Below are 17,541 nucleotides of genomic sequence, written 5' to 3'. Positions count from 1 at the left end.
CGGCGTGCAGGGGAAGGGGCGCCGCATGGAAGGCCGCATCTACACCATGGTGCGGGAAGCCGATTGGCGGGCCGCGGAGGCCGCCGGCCACTACGCCGGCAGCGCCGATGATGCGCGCGACGGCTTCCTGCACTTCTCCACCGCGGCCCAGCTGCGGGCCAGCGCGGCAAAGCACCGCGCCGCCGTCACCGACCTCTGGCTGCTGGCGGTGGATGCGGCGCGGCTGGGCGAGTCGCTGCGCTGGGAACCGGCGGCCGGCGGGCGCCGCCCGGGGCTGTTCCCGCATCTGTATGCAACGCTACCGCTGGCCGCCATCCTGGCGGCGATTCCGCTGCCGCTGGGCGCGGATGGGCAGCACGTCTTTCCACCCGAAATCCCGTGAAGTCGCTCAGCCGCAGCGGCTGGTCGCCATCCGGCAGTGCAGGCCCGGCGCGATGCGGCCGTTGCAGTCCCGCATCGCCGCCTGCTGCGCCGCCGTGGCGCTGCTGCCGGTGCCGACCGCATAGTAGACGACGCTGTAGCTGGCCGGATCCTGGGTGAGCACCAGCCCGAGCGGCCGGATCGCGCGCGCCACCGCCACGCAGCGCTCCTCCGTCTCCACCAGCAGGCGGCAGGGGCGGTTGCCGTTGCGGCGGAAGCATTCCGTCTCCGCCGCCCGGTGCGCCGCCTGGCGTTCCACGTAGCGGGAGACGGCGAGCCCCGGATGCGGCAACGCACCAGCATAGGCCACCACCGCCCGCCCGCGACGCCCGGCGGCGGCGCCCTGGCCCCGGGGCGCGCTGCCCTGGCCGGTGGCTTCCGGCGTGCCGGCGCGGCGCTGCCGCGCCAGATGCGCTTCCCCGGCGCTGCAGCGCAGCAGGCAGACCTGCAGCGCGCGCGGATTGGTCGCCCGATCCGGCGTCTGCGCCTCGCATTGCCGGCGGCAGGCCAGGCTCGGCGCCGCCTGGCTCGTCTGCGCCGCCAAGGGCACGGCCGGGAGCAGAAAGGCCAGAAGGAGAAGCGGCACGCGCCACAGGCTGGTCAGCCCTAGCGCCGCGGACAGGTCGAGGTCTCGCATCCTGGAACCCCCCCTGGCTTTGGTGCCGGTGAACCGGCTTCTCCAGGCCGCCGAGATCGTTAAAGTATACACACGCCATCTTGAAACGACCAGCGCAATCCCGCGCCGCTTGCGGCCTTGCCAAGCCCGCCGCATCCTGTCCCGGCTGGATGGAGGGCGATGCGGATGGCGGGCCATGTGCAGACGGTGCTGGGCCCGGTGCCGCCCGATAGCCTGGGCCCGACCCTGATGCACGAGCATGTCCTCTGCGACATCACGCCACGGTCGCTGCGGCAGGCGGCGTCGGCGCGGCCGGCCCTGCTGCAGCCGATCACGCTCGCCAGCCGCTACGACATCGACTACGGCCGCCACCCGCATGCCGGCAAGACGGTGATGCTGGACCGCGAACTGGCGGTGGCGGAACTCGACCTGTTCCGCGCCGAGGGCGGCGCCAGCATGGTGGAAATGACCATCGGCGGCCTGGCGCCGGACCCGGAAGGGCTGGTGGAGGTCTCCCGCCGCACCGGCGTGCAGCTGGTGATGGGCTGCGGCCAGTATGTCGAGGATTTCCAGGACCCCGCGAATCATGCCCGCAGCGTGGAGGATTTCGCCGCGGAGATGCTGGGCGCCCTGCGCCAGGGTGCCTGGGGCACCGCGGTGCGCGCCGGCATCATCGGCGAGATCGGCTGCTCCGCCCCCTGGACGCCACTGGAGCGGCGCGTGATGGCGGGCGCCGTGCTGGCGCAGCGGGAAAGCGGCGCGGCGCTCACCATCCACCCTGGCGTGCACCCCGACCAGCCGGCCGAGATCATCGCCTTCCTGCGCGCCCATGGCGGCGACATCGGCCGCACCATCATCGACCATGTCGACCGCACCATCTTCGACGACGACCGGCTGTTCGCCCTGGCCGATACCGGCTGCGTGCTGGAATTCGATCTTTTCGGCTACGAACACGCCTACTGGTCCTTCGCGCCGATCAACATGCCGAACGACGGCACGCGCATCGACACGATCCGCAGGCTGCTGGACCGCGGCCATGCCGGCCAGATCGTCATCAGCCAGGACATCTGCCGCCTGACCCGGCTGCGCGCCTTCGGCGGGCACGGCTACGGCCACATCTTCCGCAACATCGTCCCCTTCATGCGGGAACGCGGCTTCAGCCAGGCCGAACTGGACGCGATGCTGGTGCACACCCCACGCCGGCTGCTGACATTGCCGGGGTGAGGTTTGCGCGGGTGGCTTGCAAGGAGGGCTCTGCCCTCCCTGCACCCTCCCGCCAGGAGGCAGTGGGTGCAGGGGGACAGCGTCCCCCTGCAAAGCAGCCAGCGCAAAACCTACCCGGTAATGCCGATCTGCCACGGCGCGAATTCGTGCTTGCCCACGCCGAGAAGTTCGCTCTTGGTTGGCGCGCCGGAGGCGGTGCGCAGCAGCAGGTCCAGGATGCGTTCGCCCATTTCGGCGAGGCTGGCCGTGCCGTCCAGGATCTCGCCGCAGTTGATGTCCATGTCTTCTTCCAGGCGGCGGAACATCGGCGTGTTGGTGGCGAGCTTCACGCTGGGCACCGGCTTGGCGCCGTACATGGAGCCGCGGCCGGTGGTGAAGGCGATCATGTTCGCGCCGCCGGCGACCTGGCCGGTGGCGGAGACCGGGTCGAAGCCCGGCGTGTCCATGAAGACGAAGCCCTTGGTGGTGATCGGCTCGGCGTAGCGGAACACGTCCATCAGCGGGCCGGTGCCGCCCTTCATGGAGGAGCCGAGCGACTTCTCCAGGATGTTCGCCAGGCCACCCGCCTGGTTGCCCGGGCTGACCACGCCGTTGATCTGCGTGTCGCGGCCCGGCGTGTAGACATCCTTCCACCAGCGGATGCGCTCGATCAGTTTTTCACCGACTTCCTGGCTCGCGGCGCGGCGGGTCAGCGTGTGTTCCACGCCGTAGATCTCGGGGGTTTCGGAGAGGATGGCGGTGCCGCCATGGCGCACCAGCAGGTCCATCGCCGCGCCGAGCGCCGGGTTGGCGGTGATGGAGGAGAAGCCGTCGGAGCCGCCGCATTGCAGCCCGACCGACAGATGCGCGGCGGACACGGTTGTACGAGATGCCTTGTTGGCTTCTGCCATCATCTCGCGCACCGCGGCCACGCCGGCGTCGATGCTCTTCCGCGTGCCGCCCACTTCCTGCATCACCAGGGACTTCAGCATCGGCCCGGGCGCCAGGCCCTGCTCGGCCAGGAGCCCGGCGATCTGGTTGCGCTCGCAGCCGAGGCCGATGACCACGACGCCGGCGACGTTCGGGTGCCGCATGTAGCCGCCCAGCGTCCGGCGCAGCAGCTGCATCGGCTCGCCGGACAATTCCATGCCGCAGCCGGTGGAGTGCGTGAAGGCGGCGACGCCGTCGACATTCGGCCATTCCGCCATGCGGTCCGGCGTGAACCAGTCCGCCACGGCGTGGGAGACGGTGGCGGAGCAGTTCACGCTCGACACCACCGCGATGAAATTGCGCGTGCCGACGCGCCCATCCGCGCGCACATAGCCCTCGAAGGTCTTGCGCTGGTCGTCGGGGATCATCTCCACCGGGCGGTAGTCGCGGCCGATGGCATAGTCGCGGTCGAATTCGCGGAAATCGATGTTGTGGGTGTGCACCATGGTGCCGGCGGGCAGATCCTCCGCCGCAAAGCCGATGGTGACCTGGTACTTCAGCACCGGGTCGCCCTTGCGCAGGGAAGTGGTGGTGATCTTGTAGCCGGCGGGCACCTTCTGCCGCGCCAGCATGTTCTCCCCGGGGATGGAGGTGCCCGGCTCGATATCGATGCGCGCCACCACCACATTGTCGTCGGGGTGCAGGCGGATCACGGGCCCGTTCAGGCGCTTGGCTTTCAGGTCGATCATGGCAGTCTCCTTAGGCCGCCAATCCACCATGTTCCGCGCCGCCTGTCAGCGCCCGCCGCTATTCGGCGGGCAGGAAGGCCGGCAGGCGCCGCGGCGCCGGGCGGAAGGCCAGCCGCAGCAACCGCGCCAGGAACAAGCCCACCCCGGCCAGCCAGGCCAGCGAGGCGCCGATCGCCAGCCCCGGCTCGCCCTGCGTGATGGACAGCCAGATACCGGCCGGGAACAGCAGGGCGGCGCCGACCATCAGGCAGAACTGGATCACGCTGGGCATCACCGAGGCGCAGAGTTCCGGCCAGGCACGGAACACCAGGCCCATCAGCGCCAGCGAGGTCCAGCCCAGCAGGTTCAGATGCGCGTGCACCGGGGCCAGCTGGAAGTCATGGGCGATGCCCATCCCGATGCCGAGGCAGACGCCCGCCAGCAGGCAAAAGGTGGCAGCGATGAGATAGAAGAGCGGCAGGCGCGACATGCAATCCATTCCTTGGGCGATGCGAGGCGCGCCTTCTGGCGCAGCCGCGTTTCGCCTTCATGTCGCGCCCCGGCGCTGCGTATCGCCGTTGTTTCAGCCCAGCATCTGGCCGCCATCGACGATGACGGTCTGCCCCGTCACCCAGCGCGCCGCCGGGCTGGCCAGGAACAGCACCACCGCTGCCACTTCCTCCGGCGTGCCCATCCGGCCGAAGGGGATGGACCCCAGGATCCGGTTGTACAGCGCCGGGTCACTGGTGCGCCGCTGTTCCCAGGACCCGCCGGGAAATTCGATGGAGCCCGGCGCCACCGCGTTCACCCGCACGCCGTCCGGCCCGAAGGCGGCGGCCTGGCTGGCGGTGTAGTTCACCAGCAGCGCCTTCACCGCCGCATAGGCCGGCGTGCGCAGCGAGGGCCGGAAGCCGGAGATGGAGGAGACGTTGACGATGCAGCCGCGCGCCGCCTTCAGGTAGGGCGCGGCGGCGCGGCTGGCGCGCACCGTTGCCATCACATCCACGTTCAGGCCGCGCGCCCAATCCTCCTCCGTGTCCTTGGCGCCGAAGCCGCTGGCGTTGTTCACCAGCACGTCGATGCCGCCGAGCGCCGCCGCCGCCTGCTCCACCCACCCCGTCACCTGCGCCGCCACGCCAAGATCGGCGGCCACGGCATGGGCGGTGACACCCATCGCCGCAATCTCCGCCCGCGTCGCCTCCAGCGCCTTCGGGTCGCGGGCGCAGAGGGACACCGCCGCGCCCGCCTGCGCGAAGCCCAGCGCGATGGATCGCCCGATGCCGCGTGACCCGCCCGCCACCAGCACCTTCCGCCCCGTGAAATCCGCCATCATCCTGCTCCCCTTGCGCGATGCCGCAGCAGAGGCCGGTTGCCGGTGTCTTGGCAAGCCGGTCCAGGCGGGGCACAGGACAGGGATGGGGAAGGGAAGTCGAACCATGCCGGATGCGAATGCGGGACACGCCACGGTCGCCGAGGCGCTGCTGGCGGAACTCGCCCGGCGCGGCACGAAGCGCATCTGGGGCGTGCCCGGCGGCGGTTCCTCGCTGGACGTGATCGCCGCCGCGCCGCGCTTCGGGGTGGATTTCGTGCTGGCGCGGCAGGAAGCGAATGCCGCGATGATGGCGCTGGCCGATGCGGAGCTGACCGGCGCGCCCGGCGTGGTGATGACGACCAAGGGGCCGGGCGTGTCCAACGCCGCCAACGGCCTGGCCTGCGCCACGCTGGAACGCGCGCCGCTGCTGCTGCTCTCGGACGGGTTCACGGAAGCCCAGCGCGGCTGGCTGACGCACCAGTATTTCGACCAGCAGGGCGCGACGGCGGCGATCGCCAAGGGCTATGCGCGGGCGGATGGCGCCGCGCCAGCCGAGGAAATCGCGGCGCTGCTGGACCTGGCCCAGGCGGCACCGCGCGGGGCCGTGCATCTGGACCTCACCGGCCAGGCTGCCCGCCGCGCCGCGCCGCCCGCCGCTGCCACCGCGCCGGCCGGCGAAGCGGCGGCGCCGTTCGGCGATGCCGCCGCGCTGCTGGCCGCCGCACACCACCCGGTGATCCTGGCCGGGGTGGAGGCGGCGGAGCCGGCCGCGGCCGCCGCCCTGCGCGCCCTGGCGGAGGCGCTGGGTTGCCCGGTGCTGGTCACCTACAAGGCGAAGGGCGTGATGCCGGATGCGCATGCGCTGTATGCCGGGATCTTCACCGGCGGCACGCTGGAAGCCGCCTGCGTCGGCGAAGCGGACCTCATCCTGCAGGTCGGGCTGGACCCGGTGGAGCTGATCCTGCAGCCCTGGCGCTACCGCGCGCCGATCCTGGACCTGGCGCTGCGCCCGCATCCCGTGCGCTACGCCGAGCCGCAGGCGGCGCTGCACGGCGCGCTGGCCGACAGCATCGCCGCGCTGCTCCCCCATGCGCGGCACAGCGACTGGCAGGCTGCCGCGATCGCGCGGCACCGCGACGCGGCGCTGGCGGCGCTGCGCTGGCAGGGGGAGGGGGGAGTGTCGCCACCCGCCATCGTGACCATGGCGCAGGCCGCCGCGCGCGAAGCGGGCCGTGCCCCGCGGGTGACGGTGGATGCCGGCGCGCACATGTTCTCCGCCACCGCCTTATGGCAATGCGAGGCGCCGCGCGACCTGCTGATCTCGAACGGCCTGGCCAGCATGGGATTCGCCCTGCCCGCCGGCATCGCCGCGGCGCTGCACGACCCGGCGCGCGGCGCCATCGCCTTCACCGGCGATGGCGGGCTGATGATGTGCTTGGGCGAGCTGGCGACGGCGGCACAGACGGGCGCGCGGCTGGTCACCATCGTCTTCAACGACAGCGCGCTGTCGCTGATCGACATCAAGCAGCAGCAGCGGCAATTGCCGCCCGCCGGCGTCCATTTCTCCGCCACCGACTTCGCCCGCATCGCGGAGGGTTTTGGCGTGCGCGGCTTCGGCGCGGCGACGCCGGAGGCCTATCGCGCGGCGCTGGTCGAGGCGCTGGCGCTGGACGGGCCCAGCCTGATCGACGTGCAGGTGAACCCGGCGGGTTATCCCGCCCAGCTCCAGGCGATGCGCGGCTGATGACCCAACCGCTTTCCGCGCTGCGCCTCGGCACCGCCTGGGCGCGCATCGCCGGGCTGATGGACGAGGCCGCGGAGGCCTTCGTCCGCACCAGCTTCTCCTCCGTCGTGCGCGACAACTGGGACATGGCGGTGGGGCTGATGGACGGGGCGGGGCGGCAATTCGCGCAATCCTCGCGCTCCGTCCCCAGCTTCGTCGGCACCATGCCCGTCACGCTTGCCGCCATGCTGCGCCGCATCCCCACGGCGCGCCTGGCGGAAGGCGATGTGCTGATCTCGAACGACGGCTACCTGGGCACCGGGCACCTCAACGACATCACCATGGTGAAGCCGATCTTTGCCGGCGGCCGCATCATCGCCTGGATCGGCAGCACCTTCCACGCCACCGATATCGGCGGCGCCCCGGGGGTGGAGGCGCGCGATGCGTGGGAGGAAGGGCTGACCATTCCGGTCGCGCGCATCCTGCGCGGCGGCGAGGAGAACGAGGATGTCCTCGCCTTTCTGGAGGCCAATCTGCGCCAGCCGGCGGAGGTCATCGGCGACCTCCGCGCACAATTCGCCATGTACGACCAGGCCGCGCCGCGCCTCCTCCGCATCCTGGCGGAGGAAGGCATCGACTCCGTCGAGCAGCTTTCGGCGGAGATCTTCGCCCGGTCCGAACGCGCCATGCGCCAGGCCATCGCCGCCGTGCCGGATGGCGAGGTGTTCGACGCGGTCACGGCCGATGGCTTCGAGCACCCCGTCACCATCCGTCTGCGCCTCGCCATCGCCGGCGATGCGCTGACGCTGGACTTCACCGGCACCGATCCGCAGATCGCCCGCCCGGTGAACTCCCCGCTCAACTTCTCCCGCGCCTATTCCAACTACGCGGTGAAATGCGCCTTCGACCCGACCACGCCGAACAATGATGGCTGCTTCCGGCCCATCACGCTGGTGGCGCCGGAGGGCTCCATCGTGAATCCCCGCCGCCCGGCGCCGGTCTGGGGCCGCCACCTGACGGGGCACTACCTGCCCATGCTGGTGCTGTCGGCCCTCGGACAACTGATCCCCGATCGCGTCGTCGCCGAATCCGGCAGCCCCTTGTGGAACGTGTATTTCACCGGCGAACAGGCGGATGGCGGCCGCTATGTCCGCATGTTCTTCATGAATGGCGGCCATGGCGCCGCCGCCACGCATGACGGCGCCGCCTGCCTCTCCTTCCCCTCCAACGTCGCGACGCAGCCGGTGGAGCAGTTCGAGAATGCGGTGCCGCTGCTGGTGACCGAGAAGTCGCTGATCCCCGGCAGTGGCGGTGACGGCACGATGCGCGGGGGGCTGGGCCAGCGCCTCGGCTTCCGCGTGGTGGGCGAGAAGCCGGTCACCGCCACCTACCGGCATGAGCGCGTGCAGCACCCGCCGCGCGGCCTGCTGGGCGGCCTGGCCGGGCGCGGCGGGCGGGACCTGCTGAACGGCACCCAGGTGGCCGCCAAGGCGCGGCTGGTGCTGGCGCCCGGCGACACGCTGGTGTTCGAGACGCCGGGCGGCGGCGGCTTCGGCCCGCCGGAAGCGCGCAGCGCCGCGGCACGAGACCGCGACGCGGCCGAGGGCTACCGGCCATGAACCCTGAAAGGCCCTGGCAGATCGGCGTCGACATCGGCGGCACCTTCACCGATTTCGTGCTGCTGGATTCCCGCGACGGCCGCCTGTTCAACGGCAAGGTGCTGACCACGCCGCAGGCGCCGGAACGCGCCGTGCTGGTCGGCATCGCGCAGCTTCTGGCGCAGCACGACGTGGCGCCAGAGGCGGTGCGCCATGTCATCCACGGCACCACCCTGGTCGCCAATGCACTGATCGAGCGCCGCGGCGTGCCGACCGGCTTCCTCACCACCGAAGGCTTCCGCGACGTGCCGGAGATCGGCACCGAACTCCGGCACGACACCTACGACTTGTTCATGCGCCGGCCGGACCCGCTGGTGCCGCGCCGCCTGCGGCTGGGCGTGCCGGAACGGCTGCGCGCCGATGGCAGCGTGCTGACGCCGCTGGACGAGGACGCCGCGCGCGCTGCCATCGCCGCGCTGCGCGATGGCGGCGCGCAGGCGCTGGCCATCTGCCTGCTGCACGCCTTCCGCAACCCGGTGCATGAACACCGCCTGGCGGCGCTGGCGCGGCAGGTCGCGCCGGACCTCGCCCTGTGCCTGTCCTCCGACCTGGTGCCGGAGATCGGCGAATACGAGCGCGGCACCACCACCATCTGCAACGCCTATGTGCTGCCGGTCTTCGAACGCTATCTCGCGCGTCTCGGCGAGGGCCTGCGCGGCGCCGGCCTCACCGGCCCGCTGTTCCTGATGCTGTCGGATGGCGGCACGGTGCGCGAGGATGTGGCGGCGCGCCACCCCATCCGCCTGGTGCAGTCCGGCCCGGCCGGCGGCGTGCAGGCGGCGCGCCTGATCGGGCAATCCGCCGGCGCGGCCGACATCCTCTGCTTCGACATGGGCGGCACCACCGCGAAGGCGGCGCTGATCGAGGCCGGGCAGCCGGAGCGCAGCCTGGATTTCGAGGTCTCCCGCGTCGATCGCTTCCGCAAGGGCAGCGGCTTTCCGCTGAAGGTGCCGGTGATCGAGATGATCGAGATCGGTGCCGGCGGCGGCTCCATCGCCCGCGTCGACCGGCTCGGCCTGATCCGCGTCGGCCCGGACAGCGCCAGCAGCGATCCGGGGCCCGCCTGCTACGGGCTGGGCGGCACGCTGCCCACGGTGACGGATGCCGACCTGCTGCTGGGCTACCTGGCGCCGGACCGCTTCCTGGGCGGCGACATGGCGCTGGATGTGGCAGCGGCGGAACGCGCCATCGCGCAGCATGTCGGCGCGCCGCTGGGCCTTTCCGCCATCGAGGCGGCCTGGGCGGTGCATGAGACGGTGAACCAGTCCATGGCGCAGGCGGCTTCCGTGCATGCGCTGGAAAAGGCCCGGCGGATCGAAGGCTATGCGATGGTGCCGATCGGCGGCGCCGGTCCGGTGCATGCCTGCGCCATCGCCCGCAAGCTGGGCCTGGCAAAGCTGGTCTCCCCGCCCGGGGCCGGCGTCGCCTCCGCCTTCGGGTTCCTCGCCGCCCCCATCGCCTTTGCGCATCTGCGCGCCATGGTGGCACCCCTGGCGACGCTGGACCTGGACGCGCTGCGCGCCATGCTCGCCGCGATGCAGGTCGAGGGCGCGGCGATGGTGGCGGAGGCCGGCGTGCCGCCGGCGCAGGTGGAAACCCGCCTGCTCGCCGCCATGCGCTATGCCGGCCAGGGCTACCAGGTGGAGGCCGCGATCGATGCGGCGGCTGTGCAGGCCGGCGACCGCGTCGCGCTGCGCGCCGCCTTCGAAGCGGAGTATCGCCGCCTCTATGGCCGGGTGGAGGCGACGCTGCCGGTGGAGGTGGTGGGCTGGCGCGTCATCGTCGCCGGCCCGACGCCGAAGCTGGAACTCGCCACCGCGCCCACCGGCATCGGCCCGGCCGGCAAGGGCCATCGCCGCGCCTGGTTCGGCGAAGGCTTCGTCGAGGCCGCGGTGTTCGACCGCGCGGCGCTGCGCCCGGGCGATGCCATCGATGGACCCGCACTGGTCGAGGAACGCGAGAGCACGCTGGTGCTGCCGCCCGGCAGCACCGCACTGTGCGACGCGGCGCTGAACCTGGTGGTGACCTTCACCTGACCGGCGTGCGCCATTCCGGATGCGCGGTGGTGGTGCCGCGCACCACCGCCTCATAGGCCGCCTGCAACTGCCGCGTCACCGGCCCGGGCCGGCCATCGCCCACCGGCAGGCGGTCCACGGAGGTGATCGCCACCAGTTCCTGCCCGGTGCCGCAGACGAAGACCTCCTCGGCCACATACAGCTCCGTGCGATCCACGTCGCGCTGTTCCACCACCAGCCCGGCCTCCGCCGCCAGCACCAGCACCGTGTCCCGCGTCACGCTTTCCAGGATGTCGCTGGTCTTGCCCGGCGTCACCAGCACGCCGTCGCGCAGCAGGAAGACGCAGGCGGAGGCGGCCTCGCTGACCTTGCCGCGCGCCGTCAGCAGCAGCGCCGTGTCGTAGCCATCCGCCTTCGCCTGCAGGTTGGCCAGCCGGCTGGCATGGTAGTTGGCCGAGGCCTTGATCCGCGGCGGCATCGCATTGTCCGCGATCCGGGTCCAGGAGGACACGCCGGCGGCCAGCCCGCTGGCGAATTTGGCGGAGCGTTCGCGCGGCAGCGCCGCGGCGATCCAGCCGACGGGGCCGGTGCTGGCCAGCGTGCCCAGCGCCTCCAGCTGCGTCTGCACGCGGATATAGGCGTCCTCGTCCGGCGCGTTCAGCCGCACCACCTCACGCACCGCCGCGTGCAGCACCGGCGTGGTGGGCGGCGCGTCGAAGCGCATCACCTTCATGCCCTGCTGCAGCCGTGCCAGATGCTCATCCAGCCGGAACACGCTGAAGCTGCCATCGGCGGGGTTGCGGTAGGCGCGCAGCCCCTCGAACACCGCGACGCCGTAGGCGACGGCCACCGACAGCGGATGCAGCCGCGCCTCCGCAAAGGGCATCGCCTGGCCGTTGTGGATGATGGTGTGGGCCTGCCACATGCCGCTTGTTCCCCCGCGCCGAGGGCGCGAGTGTGCGCAGCCATCCCCCGCCCGGCAAGGGAGCCGACTGCCCGATGACACCGCTTGAGACGCCGCTTCTGCCCGAGGGCCTGCGCAGCCGCATGGTTCCCGGCGTGAACGGGCTGGACGTGCATGTGCTGGAGGCCGGGCAGCCCGGCCAGAAGGTGGCGCTGCTGCTGCACGGCTTTCCGGAACTCGCCTTCTCCTGGCGCAAGGTCATGCCGCTGCTGGCGGCGGCCGGTTTCCATGTGGTGGCCCCGGATCTGCGCGGCTACGGCCGGACCACGGGCTGGCAGGCGGATTACGACGCGCCGCTGGCGCCCTTCCTGATGCCGAACATCCTGCGCGACCAGCTGGCGCTGCTGGATGCGATGCGCATCGGCCAGGTGCGACTGCTGGCCGGGCATGATTACGGCTCGCCGGTCGCCGCCTGGTGCGCGCTGGTGCGGCCGGACGTCTTCACCCGCGTGGCGCTGATGAGCGCGCCTTTCGCCGGCGCGCCCGGCTGGCGGCGGGATGCGGGGCCGGATGTGCATGCGGCGCTGGCGGCGCTGGACCCGCCGCGCAGGCACTACCAGTGGTACTATTCCGAACGCCGCGCAGCGGCCGAAATGGACCACCCGCCGCAGGGGCTGCACGCCTTCCTGCGCGCCTACTACCACCAGAAAAGCGCCGACTGGGCCGGCAACCAGCCCTTCGAGCTCGCGGGCTGGACGGCGGCGGAACTGGCGCAGCTGCCCGGCTACTACGTGATGCCCCTGCACGCGACGATGCCGGAGGCCGTCGCGCCCTTCATGCCGGCGGCCGAGGCGCCCTGGCTGACGGATGCGGAGCTTGGCTTCTACGCCGCCGAATATGCCCGCACCGGCTTCGCTGGCGGGCTGCAATCCTATCGCTGCAACACGACGGGGGCGAATGCGGCGGAGCTGAGGCTGTTCAGCGGACGGCGGATCGAGGTGCCGGCCATCTTCATCGCCGGCGCCAGCGACTGGGGCATCCACCAGACCCCCGGCGCCCTGGCGCGGATGCAGCGCGAAGGCTGCGCCGATTTCCGCGGCCTGCACCTGATCCCCGGCGCCGGGCATTGGGTGCAGCAGGAACAGCCGCAGGCGGTCGCCGCCCTGTTGCAGGACTTTGCGGCGCAGCCCGCCTGAGCCCGTCCGCCTGAAGTGGGCGCCGCACCCGGAGGGGTGCGGCGCCGGTTCAGGCCTTGGCGGCCTTGCGCTTGGCCTTCTTCATGCCGGCCAGCGCCGATTCCTTCAGCGCCTTGCTGGCCTTGAAGCGCACCGTGGCGCCGGCCTTCACCGCCACCTTCTCCCCGGTCCGCGGGTTCATCGCCTGGCGCTTCGGGGTTTCCCGCACGCTGAAGGCGCCGAAATCCGGAATCGTGAACCGCCCGTTCTGGACGATCTCGCCCTTGATGGCGGCGATGATGTCGGCCGCCAGGCGCCCGGCCGCATTGGCCGGCATCTCGGTGGACTGGATGATGACGTCGGTCAGAAACTTCTTCGACATGCCAAGGCTCCTTGCGAAGCCGTGGCATAGCGGAGCGCGCGCGCGCTGTCAGCGCATGATCTCGATGCTGTTGCAGACAGTCACTTTTCCAACCGCCCCGCGGCGGTGTGGGTGGCGCGACTCGGCCGTCAGGCCGCCTGGTCGAGGCTGGAGGCGCTGTCCATCAGCGTCACCCGCCGCATGTCGCGGGGGTAGCGCGTATCCTCGAAGGGGCGGGCGCGGTGCAGGGTGCAGCGATTGTCCCACAACACCAGGTCGTGCCGGCGCCACTGGTGGGCGTGCACGAAGTGCCGCTGCGTCGCATGTTCCGTCAGGTCCCGCACCAGGGCCAGGGCCTCCGGCACCTCCATCCCGCGGATCCGTCCGATATGGGAGGAAAGGTAAAGGCTCAGCCGCCCACTGCCCGGGTGGCGGCGCACCAGGCGCTGCGGCACCGGGGCGAATTTCAGCCTTTCCTCCGGCGTGAAGGCGTCGAAGCCCAGCATGGCGCGGGAGAAGATCAGCGAATGCTCCGCCACCAGGTCGCGCAGGCGGTCCTGTTCCGCGGTGGGCAGCGCGTCCCAGGCGGCGCGCATGTCGGCGAATTCCGTGTTGCCGCCGGTGGGTGGCACGCTGCGGGCGTGCAGCATGGAGTATTTGGCGGGGATCGCCTTGAAGCTGCTGTCGCTGTGCCACAGCCGGTTGCCCAGGTTGAACATCCGCCGCCGGTCATCCGCCGCCAGCAGCCGGCCATGTTCGTCCAGGTTGGAGATGTCGTTCATCTGCGCATGCGCCAGCCGGCGCTTGTGCAGGTCCACCGTGGCGGGCTCGGCCTCCAACGGGCCGAAGTTGCGGCCGAAGGCGATCTGCTGGTCGTCGTCCAGGTCCTGGTCGCGGAACACCAGCACGGCGTGCGCATCCACCGCCCCTTCCACCGAAGCGGCCTGCGCGGGGCTGAGGGGAAGGCGAAGGTCGAGGCCGGAGATCTCCGCCACGAAGCCCGGCCCGATCGGGGTCACCTGCATCGCCCTCATGCCCCCCCGGCCGGCAGCGCGTCGCTGCCCATCGGCAGCGGCGCCCAGTTCAGCGAGCGCACATAGTCCGGGCGCGGGCCGGGCACGTCCAGCGGCCGGTTGGCGCAGCGGTTGTACACCAGGTAGACGGCCCAGCGGTCGTGGCGCGAGAGGTTGTGGCCCGAGCCGTGCAGGATGTTGCAGTGGAAGAACACCACGGTGCCGGGCGGGCCGATGATCGGCACGGGCTCCGGGCTCCGCTGCATGATGTCCACCAGCTTCGGCTTCGGCACCACCCACAGGCGGTAGGAGGTGGTGCGGTCGTCCATCTCCGGCTCGATGGTGCCGAGCCGGTGGCTGCCGGGGATGAAATACAGGCAGCCGCTCATCTCGCTGGGCTGATCCAGCATCACCAGCGCGGTGGTGAGGTCGGGCTGCGGCACGCCGTCCCGGCGCCAGGAGCCATAGTCCTGGTGCCACTGCCAGACGGAGCCGTCGATCGCCGTCTTCAGGTTGCACTTGGTGTGGTAGATATAAAGGCTGTCATCGCCCAGAAGCTGACGGGCCGGGCCCAGCAGCCGCGGCGCGCGGGAGGCCGCGTGGAACAGGGGGGAGGCGGTGGGCCCATCGGCCTCATGCACCCGGTAGATGGTCTTGGCGACGCCGCCGGCACGTTCGCGCACCAGGTGGTCGGTGTCGATCGTCTGGATCCGCGCCAGATCGGCCTTCATCGCCGCCACTTCCGCGGCGCTGAACAGGTTGGGCAGCACCAGGTAGCCGTCGCGGGCATAGGCCTCGCATTGCGCCGGGGTCAGCCGGGGTGGGGCGGCGGTGTCGAGCGGCATGGGGCACTCCCTTCGTTGAGGGGGCCTGCCCTTGGGGCAGGTTCGGACGGTTTCCTCCCAGGCCGCGCGGCGCGGCTGGCATGCCAGCGTTATGCTACAACCGAGTCGAGCGGGTCAAGCGTGCTGACGGTGGCGCGCGCGAAGTCGATCATCTGCCCGATCAGCCGGTCTGACGCCTCGGCCGCCGCGGCCGGGTCGCCGCGGCCGACCGCGGCGGCCACCTCGGCATGCAGGGCGACGGTGGTTGCCAGTTCCTCCTCCGCCCGGTGGTGGAAGAACCAGAAGCGGCGGGAGACGGCATGCAGGCTGGCGACGGCGGCGGCGGCCACCGGGTTGCGCGCGGCCTCCGCCAGCGCCTGGTTCAGCAGCCCGTCCAGGCGCAGGAAGCCGCGCTGGTCGCCGGCCTGGCCGGCCTCCGCCATCTGCGCGGCCAACGCCGCGATGGCCGCGCGTTCCGCCGGGCGGGCGCGATGCGCGGCGGCGCGGGCGATCAGCCGGTCCAGTTCCCGCCGGGTTTCCAGCACCTGCATCTGCTGGCGCAGGTCGATGGCCGTCACCACCACGCCGCGGCGCGGCAGCACCTGCACCAGATGTTCCCGCGCCAGGCGCTGCAGCGCCTCCCGCACCGGGGTGGTGCCGATGCCCAGCATGCGGCCCAGGATCGCCTCCGACACGACGCTGCCAGGGGCCAGGTCGAGCGTGACGATCATTTCCTCCAGCCGCCGATAGGCTTCCTCGGTCAGGGTGGGGGCGGCCCAGCTCAGGGCGGCGGGTGGGGAGGGGGGCTTCGGGTCGGAAAGGGTCATGCCGCCGTGCAGCATACAGCAGATCCGCCGGCGCGCCTGCCCCGGGATGGCGCGTGCCCGCCGGTGGCCGGCGGCCAGCGGTGTGGCTCTGATGCCACAGCCGGTCGCCGGGATGCAGCGGGGCGCACGGCGCCCTCGCCGTGTGCAGAGCAGCAAGGTAAACAAGGCGTGGTTGGGCTTCCGGAACTTCCGGCCGCCCGTTCCCTATCCCGCCGGGGATCAAGGAGCGAGAATGATGCGTCTTCGGAATGCCCTGCTTGCCGCCAGCGTCCTGGCCCTTCCCCTCGCGGCCCAGGCGCAGCCCGTCAGCGGCCTTTATGTCGGGGCCGGCCTGGGCGCCAACCTGCTGCAGGAATCGGACGCCAGCCTCTCCCGCAACATCACCGGGCCCCGCAACGGCACGGTGGAGTTCAACTACGGCCTCGCCGGCGTGATCAGCCTGGGCTACGGCTACGGCAACGGCGTGCGCGCCGAGCTCGAGGCATCGTTCCGCGGCAACCAGGTGGACGCGGTGTCCGGCTTCGGCCTTCCCGGCCAGGTGCGGGAGACGGGGGGCGTCGCCTCCTATGGCCTTATGCTGAACGCCCTCTACGATTTCGACCTGGGCCCGGGCAGCTTCTTCACCCCCTATGTGGGTGCCGGCGCCGGCTACATGGTGCATGACTACGGCGACGTCCGCGGCACCACCGCGAACAACGCGGTGTTCATCGACGGCAATGACGGCAACTTCGCCTACCAGGCGATCCTCGGTGGCGCGATCCCCATCGCTGCCGTCTCCGGCCTGGCCGTGACCGCCGAATACCGCTTCATGGGCAGCATCTCCCCGGAGATCGACGCGCGCCGCGTGACCTCCACCGGCACCACCCGCGGCTCCGCCGAGGTGGACAACTTCAACCACAGCCTGATGGTCGGCCTGCGCTACGCCTTCGGCGTGACGCCGCCGCCGCCGGTCGTGGCCCCGGTTGCGCCGGCCCCGGCCGCCGCCCCGGCGATCGCCCGCACCTATCTGGTGTTCTTCGACTTCGACCGCGCTGACCTGACCGACCGCGCCCGCCAGATCATCGGCGAGGCAGCGACGAACAGCCAGCGCGTCGGCACCACCCGCATCGAGGTCTCCGGCCACGCCGACCGCTCCGGCACCCCGCAATACAACCAGCGCCTGTCCGAGCGCCGCGCCATGGCGGTGGCGGCGGAGCTGGAGCGCCGCGGCGTGCCGCGCGCCGCGATGGCCATCCAGGCCTTCGGCGAGAGCCGCCCGCTGGTGCCCACCGCCGACGGGGTGCGCGAGCCGCAGAACCGCCGCGTCGAGATCGTCCTGCGCTGACGCAGCCGATTTCTTCGAGCCGATCCAGGGCGCCGCAAGGCGCCCTTTTTCGTGCCTGCCTGTCCCGTACCGCCCCGCCCACCTTGCCCCAGGCCCCGGCCGGCACGCCGGCGCCGCGCCACGCCATCCTCCCACCCTGACCGGCGCCAAGCGGCCGTGACCGCACCGGCCGCCGCCCGGCACCTGGCGGAAGCACCACCAGCAGGGGTTGTCGGCTGCCCCATTCCCCCGGCTTCCCGCCGCAGGGGCCGGCGCCGGAGACGTCTCAAAAACATCTAAAGCGAGATTCATTCGGCGCCACCGTCCGCTCCCAGGCGGCGACTCTGCCTGCGTGGGTTGCATCGCGCGCGGAAGGGCCGGATTTCCGGCTTATTTACAGCAGCTTAACAGCGCCGCCCGCGTCGGGCGCTGGTTTACCTTTGGCGTCTCAAATTCGGTCTCAAACACATAGTTTTTCAACAAACTCGTTGCGGGACTGCTCAAAATTGGTATATGTCGCCTTAACGGG

16 protein-coding genes are annotated in these 17,541 nt (G+C 71.5%); 7 read left to right on the top strand and 9 right to left on the bottom strand.

The window, feature by feature from the left end; translation table 11 throughout:
- Window positions 1-25 precede the first annotated feature (25 nt).
- Window positions 26-382, top strand: coding sequence for a DUF952 domain-containing protein (locus HEQ75_RS00985; RefSeq protein WP_168027038.1), 357 nt, complete (start codon window positions 26-28; stop codon window positions 380-382).
- Between the two features lie 6 nt (window positions 383-388).
- On the opposite strand, the gene HEQ75_RS00980 is transcribed toward HEQ75_RS00985, so the two are convergent.
- On the bottom strand, window positions 389-1,057 hold the full coding sequence (locus HEQ75_RS00980) for a DUF4189 domain-containing protein (protein WP_168027037.1): 669 nt from the start codon (window positions 1,055-1,057) through the stop codon (window positions 389-391).
- Window positions 1,058-1,216: 159 nt separating this feature from the next.
- On the opposite strand from HEQ75_RS00980, the gene HEQ75_RS00975 reads away from it, so the two are divergent.
- Window positions 1,217-2,260, top strand: coding sequence for a phosphotriesterase family protein (locus tag HEQ75_RS00975; protein WP_168027036.1), 1,044 nt, complete (start codon window positions 1,217-1,219; stop codon window positions 2,258-2,260).
- Window positions 2,261-2,370: 110 nt separating this feature from the next.
- Here the strand turns inward: HEQ75_RS00975 and HEQ75_RS00970 are convergent, their stop codons facing one another.
- The 3 genes from HEQ75_RS00970 to HEQ75_RS00960 form a co-directional block, all read right to left on the bottom strand.
- Window positions 2,371-3,918 carry a UxaA family hydrolase gene (locus HEQ75_RS00970; protein ID WP_168027035.1) on the bottom strand — a complete coding sequence of 516 codons (1,548 nt, stop codon included), beginning with the start codon at window positions 3,916-3,918 and terminating at the stop codon, window positions 2,371-2,373.
- A gap of 58 nt (window positions 3,919-3,976) precedes the next feature.
- Window positions 3,977-4,387 carry a hypothetical protein gene (locus HEQ75_RS00965; RefSeq protein WP_168027034.1) on the bottom strand — a complete coding sequence of 137 codons (411 nt, stop codon included), beginning with the start codon at window positions 4,385-4,387 and terminating at the stop codon, window positions 3,977-3,979.
- A 93-nt stretch (window positions 4,388-4,480) separates the two neighbouring features.
- Complete coding sequence (locus HEQ75_RS00960; protein WP_328733175.1) at window positions 4,481-5,227, bottom strand: SDR family NAD(P)-dependent oxidoreductase; 747 nt, start codon at window positions 5,225-5,227, stop codon at window positions 4,481-4,483.
- 106 nt (window positions 5,228-5,333) lie between these two features.
- On the opposite strand from HEQ75_RS00960, the gene HEQ75_RS00955 reads away from it, so the two are divergent.
- The 3 genes from HEQ75_RS00955 to HEQ75_RS00945 are packed head-to-tail and all read left to right on the top strand — an operon-like array spanning window position 5,334 to window position 10,626.
- Window positions 5,334-6,953 (top strand): thiamine pyrophosphate-binding protein, encoded by a 1,620-nt coding sequence (locus tag HEQ75_RS00955; RefSeq protein WP_168027032.1) that lies wholly within the window; start codon window positions 5,334-5,336, stop codon window positions 6,951-6,953.
- Window positions 6,953-8,551: a hydantoinase B/oxoprolinase family protein gene (locus tag HEQ75_RS00950; RefSeq protein WP_168027031.1), complete on the top strand. Its 1,599-nt coding sequence runs from the start codon at window positions 6,953-6,955 to the stop codon at window positions 8,549-8,551. The genes HEQ75_RS00955 and HEQ75_RS00950 overlap by 1 nt, the downstream gene beginning before the upstream one ends.
- Window positions 8,548-10,626, top strand: a complete 2,079-nt coding sequence (locus HEQ75_RS00945) for a hydantoinase/oxoprolinase family protein (RefSeq protein WP_168027030.1) — start codon at window positions 8,548-8,550, stop codon at window positions 10,624-10,626. Before HEQ75_RS00950 ends, HEQ75_RS00945 begins: the two co-directional genes overlap by 4 nt.
- Here HEQ75_RS00945 and HEQ75_RS00940 read toward each other — a convergent pair.
- Window positions 10,619-11,530, bottom strand: coding sequence for an aminotransferase class IV (locus HEQ75_RS00940; protein ID WP_168027029.1), 912 nt, complete (start codon window positions 11,528-11,530; stop codon window positions 10,619-10,621). The two genes, HEQ75_RS00945 and HEQ75_RS00940, sit on opposite strands and share 8 nt — an antisense overlap.
- A gap of 74 nt (window positions 11,531-11,604) precedes the next feature.
- Here HEQ75_RS00940 and HEQ75_RS00935 point away from each other — a divergent pair, with 74 nt between their 5' ends.
- Window positions 11,605-12,705: an alpha/beta hydrolase gene (locus HEQ75_RS00935; protein ID WP_168027028.1), complete on the top strand. Its 1,101-nt coding sequence runs from the start codon at window positions 11,605-11,607 to the stop codon at window positions 12,703-12,705.
- A gap of 49 nt (window positions 12,706-12,754) precedes the next feature.
- Here the strand turns inward: HEQ75_RS00935 and HEQ75_RS00930 are convergent, their stop codons facing one another.
- The 4 genes from HEQ75_RS00930 to HEQ75_RS00915 all read right to left on the bottom strand — a co-directional run bounded on the left by HEQ75_RS00930 (window position 12,755) and on the right by HEQ75_RS00915 (window position 15,709).
- Window positions 12,755-13,066, bottom strand: a complete 312-nt coding sequence (locus HEQ75_RS00930) for an HU family DNA-binding protein (protein ID WP_168027027.1) — start codon at window positions 13,064-13,066, stop codon at window positions 12,755-12,757.
- 128 nt (window positions 13,067-13,194) lie between these two features.
- Window positions 13,195-14,070, bottom strand: coding sequence for a TauD/TfdA dioxygenase family protein (locus tag HEQ75_RS00925; RefSeq protein ID WP_209318279.1), 876 nt, complete (start codon window positions 14,068-14,070; stop codon window positions 13,195-13,197).
- 5 nt (window positions 14,071-14,075) lie between these two features.
- Window positions 14,076-14,903: a phytanoyl-CoA dioxygenase family protein gene (locus HEQ75_RS00920; RefSeq protein ID WP_168027025.1), complete on the bottom strand. Its 828-nt coding sequence runs from the start codon at window positions 14,901-14,903 to the stop codon at window positions 14,076-14,078.
- Between the two features lie 89 nt (window positions 14,904-14,992).
- Window positions 14,993-15,709, bottom strand: coding sequence for a GntR family transcriptional regulator (locus HEQ75_RS00915; RefSeq protein ID WP_168027024.1), 717 nt, complete (start codon window positions 15,707-15,709; stop codon window positions 14,993-14,995).
- 232 nt (window positions 15,710-15,941) lie between these two features.
- Here HEQ75_RS00915 and HEQ75_RS00910 point away from each other — a divergent pair, with 232 nt between their 5' ends.
- A complete protein-coding gene (locus HEQ75_RS00910; protein WP_235961157.1) occupies window positions 15,942-17,033 on the top strand; it encodes an OmpA family protein in 1,092 nt (363 codons plus the stop codon).
- Window positions 17,034-17,541: the final 508 nt, after the last annotated feature.

The organism is Falsiroseomonas selenitidurans (genome assembly GCF_012103215.1).
Taxonomy (GTDB): domain Bacteria; phylum Pseudomonadota; class Alphaproteobacteria; order Acetobacterales; family Acetobacteraceae; genus Falsiroseomonas; species Falsiroseomonas selenitidurans.
Note: the sequence above shows the minus strand (reverse complement) of the source record. Positions and strands in the feature narration are given on the sequence as shown.

What these genes read in the sequence shown, in the direction of transcription:
- HEQ75_RS00985 (WP_168027038.1), top strand. Translation starts at nt 26, where the DNA reads ATGGAAGGCCGCATCTACACCATGGTGCGGGAAGCCGATTGGCGGGCC.
- HEQ75_RS00980 (WP_168027037.1), bottom strand. Translation starts at nt 1,057, where the DNA reads ATGCGAGACCTCGACCTGTCCGCGGCGCTAGGGCTGACCAGCCTGTGG.
- HEQ75_RS00975 (WP_168027036.1), top strand. Translation starts at nt 1,217, where the DNA reads ATGCGGATGGCGGGCCATGTGCAGACGGTGCTGGGCCCGGTGCCGCCC.
- HEQ75_RS00970 (WP_168027035.1), bottom strand. Translation starts at nt 3,918, where the DNA reads ATGATCGACCTGAAAGCCAAGCGCCTGAACGGGCCCGTGATCCGCCTG.
- HEQ75_RS00965 (WP_168027034.1), bottom strand. Translation starts at nt 4,387, where the DNA reads ATGTCGCGCCTGCCGCTCTTCTATCTCATCGCTGCCACCTTTTGCCTG.
- HEQ75_RS00960 (WP_328733175.1), bottom strand. Translation starts at nt 5,227, where the DNA reads ATGGCGGATTTCACGGGGCGGAAGGTGCTGGTGGCGGGCGGGTCACGC.
- HEQ75_RS00955 (WP_168027032.1), top strand. Translation starts at nt 5,334, where the DNA reads ATGCCGGATGCGAATGCGGGACACGCCACGGTCGCCGAGGCGCTGCTG.
- HEQ75_RS00950 (WP_168027031.1), top strand. Translation starts at nt 6,953, where the DNA reads ATGACCCAACCGCTTTCCGCGCTGCGCCTCGGCACCGCCTGGGCGCGC.
- HEQ75_RS00945 (WP_168027030.1), top strand. Translation starts at nt 8,548, where the DNA reads ATGAACCCTGAAAGGCCCTGGCAGATCGGCGTCGACATCGGCGGCACC.
- HEQ75_RS00940 (WP_168027029.1), bottom strand. Translation starts at nt 11,530, where the DNA reads ATGTGGCAGGCCCACACCATCATCCACAACGGCCAGGCGATGCCCTTT.
- HEQ75_RS00935 (WP_168027028.1), top strand. Translation starts at nt 11,605, where the DNA reads ATGACACCGCTTGAGACGCCGCTTCTGCCCGAGGGCCTGCGCAGCCGC.
- HEQ75_RS00930 (WP_168027027.1), bottom strand. Translation starts at nt 13,066, where the DNA reads ATGTCGAAGAAGTTTCTGACCGACGTCATCATCCAGTCCACCGAGATG.
- HEQ75_RS00925 (WP_209318279.1), bottom strand. Translation starts at nt 14,070, where the DNA reads ATGCAGGTGACCCCGATCGGGCCGGGCTTCGTGGCGGAGATCTCCGGC.
- HEQ75_RS00920 (WP_168027025.1), bottom strand. Translation starts at nt 14,903, where the DNA reads ATGCCGCTCGACACCGCCGCCCCACCCCGGCTGACCCCGGCGCAATGC.
- HEQ75_RS00915 (WP_168027024.1), bottom strand. Translation starts at nt 15,709, where the DNA reads ATGACCCTTTCCGACCCGAAGCCCCCCTCCCCACCCGCCGCCCTGAGC.
- HEQ75_RS00910 (WP_235961157.1), top strand. Translation starts at nt 15,942, where the DNA reads ATGATGCGTCTTCGGAATGCCCTGCTTGCCGCCAGCGTCCTGGCCCTT.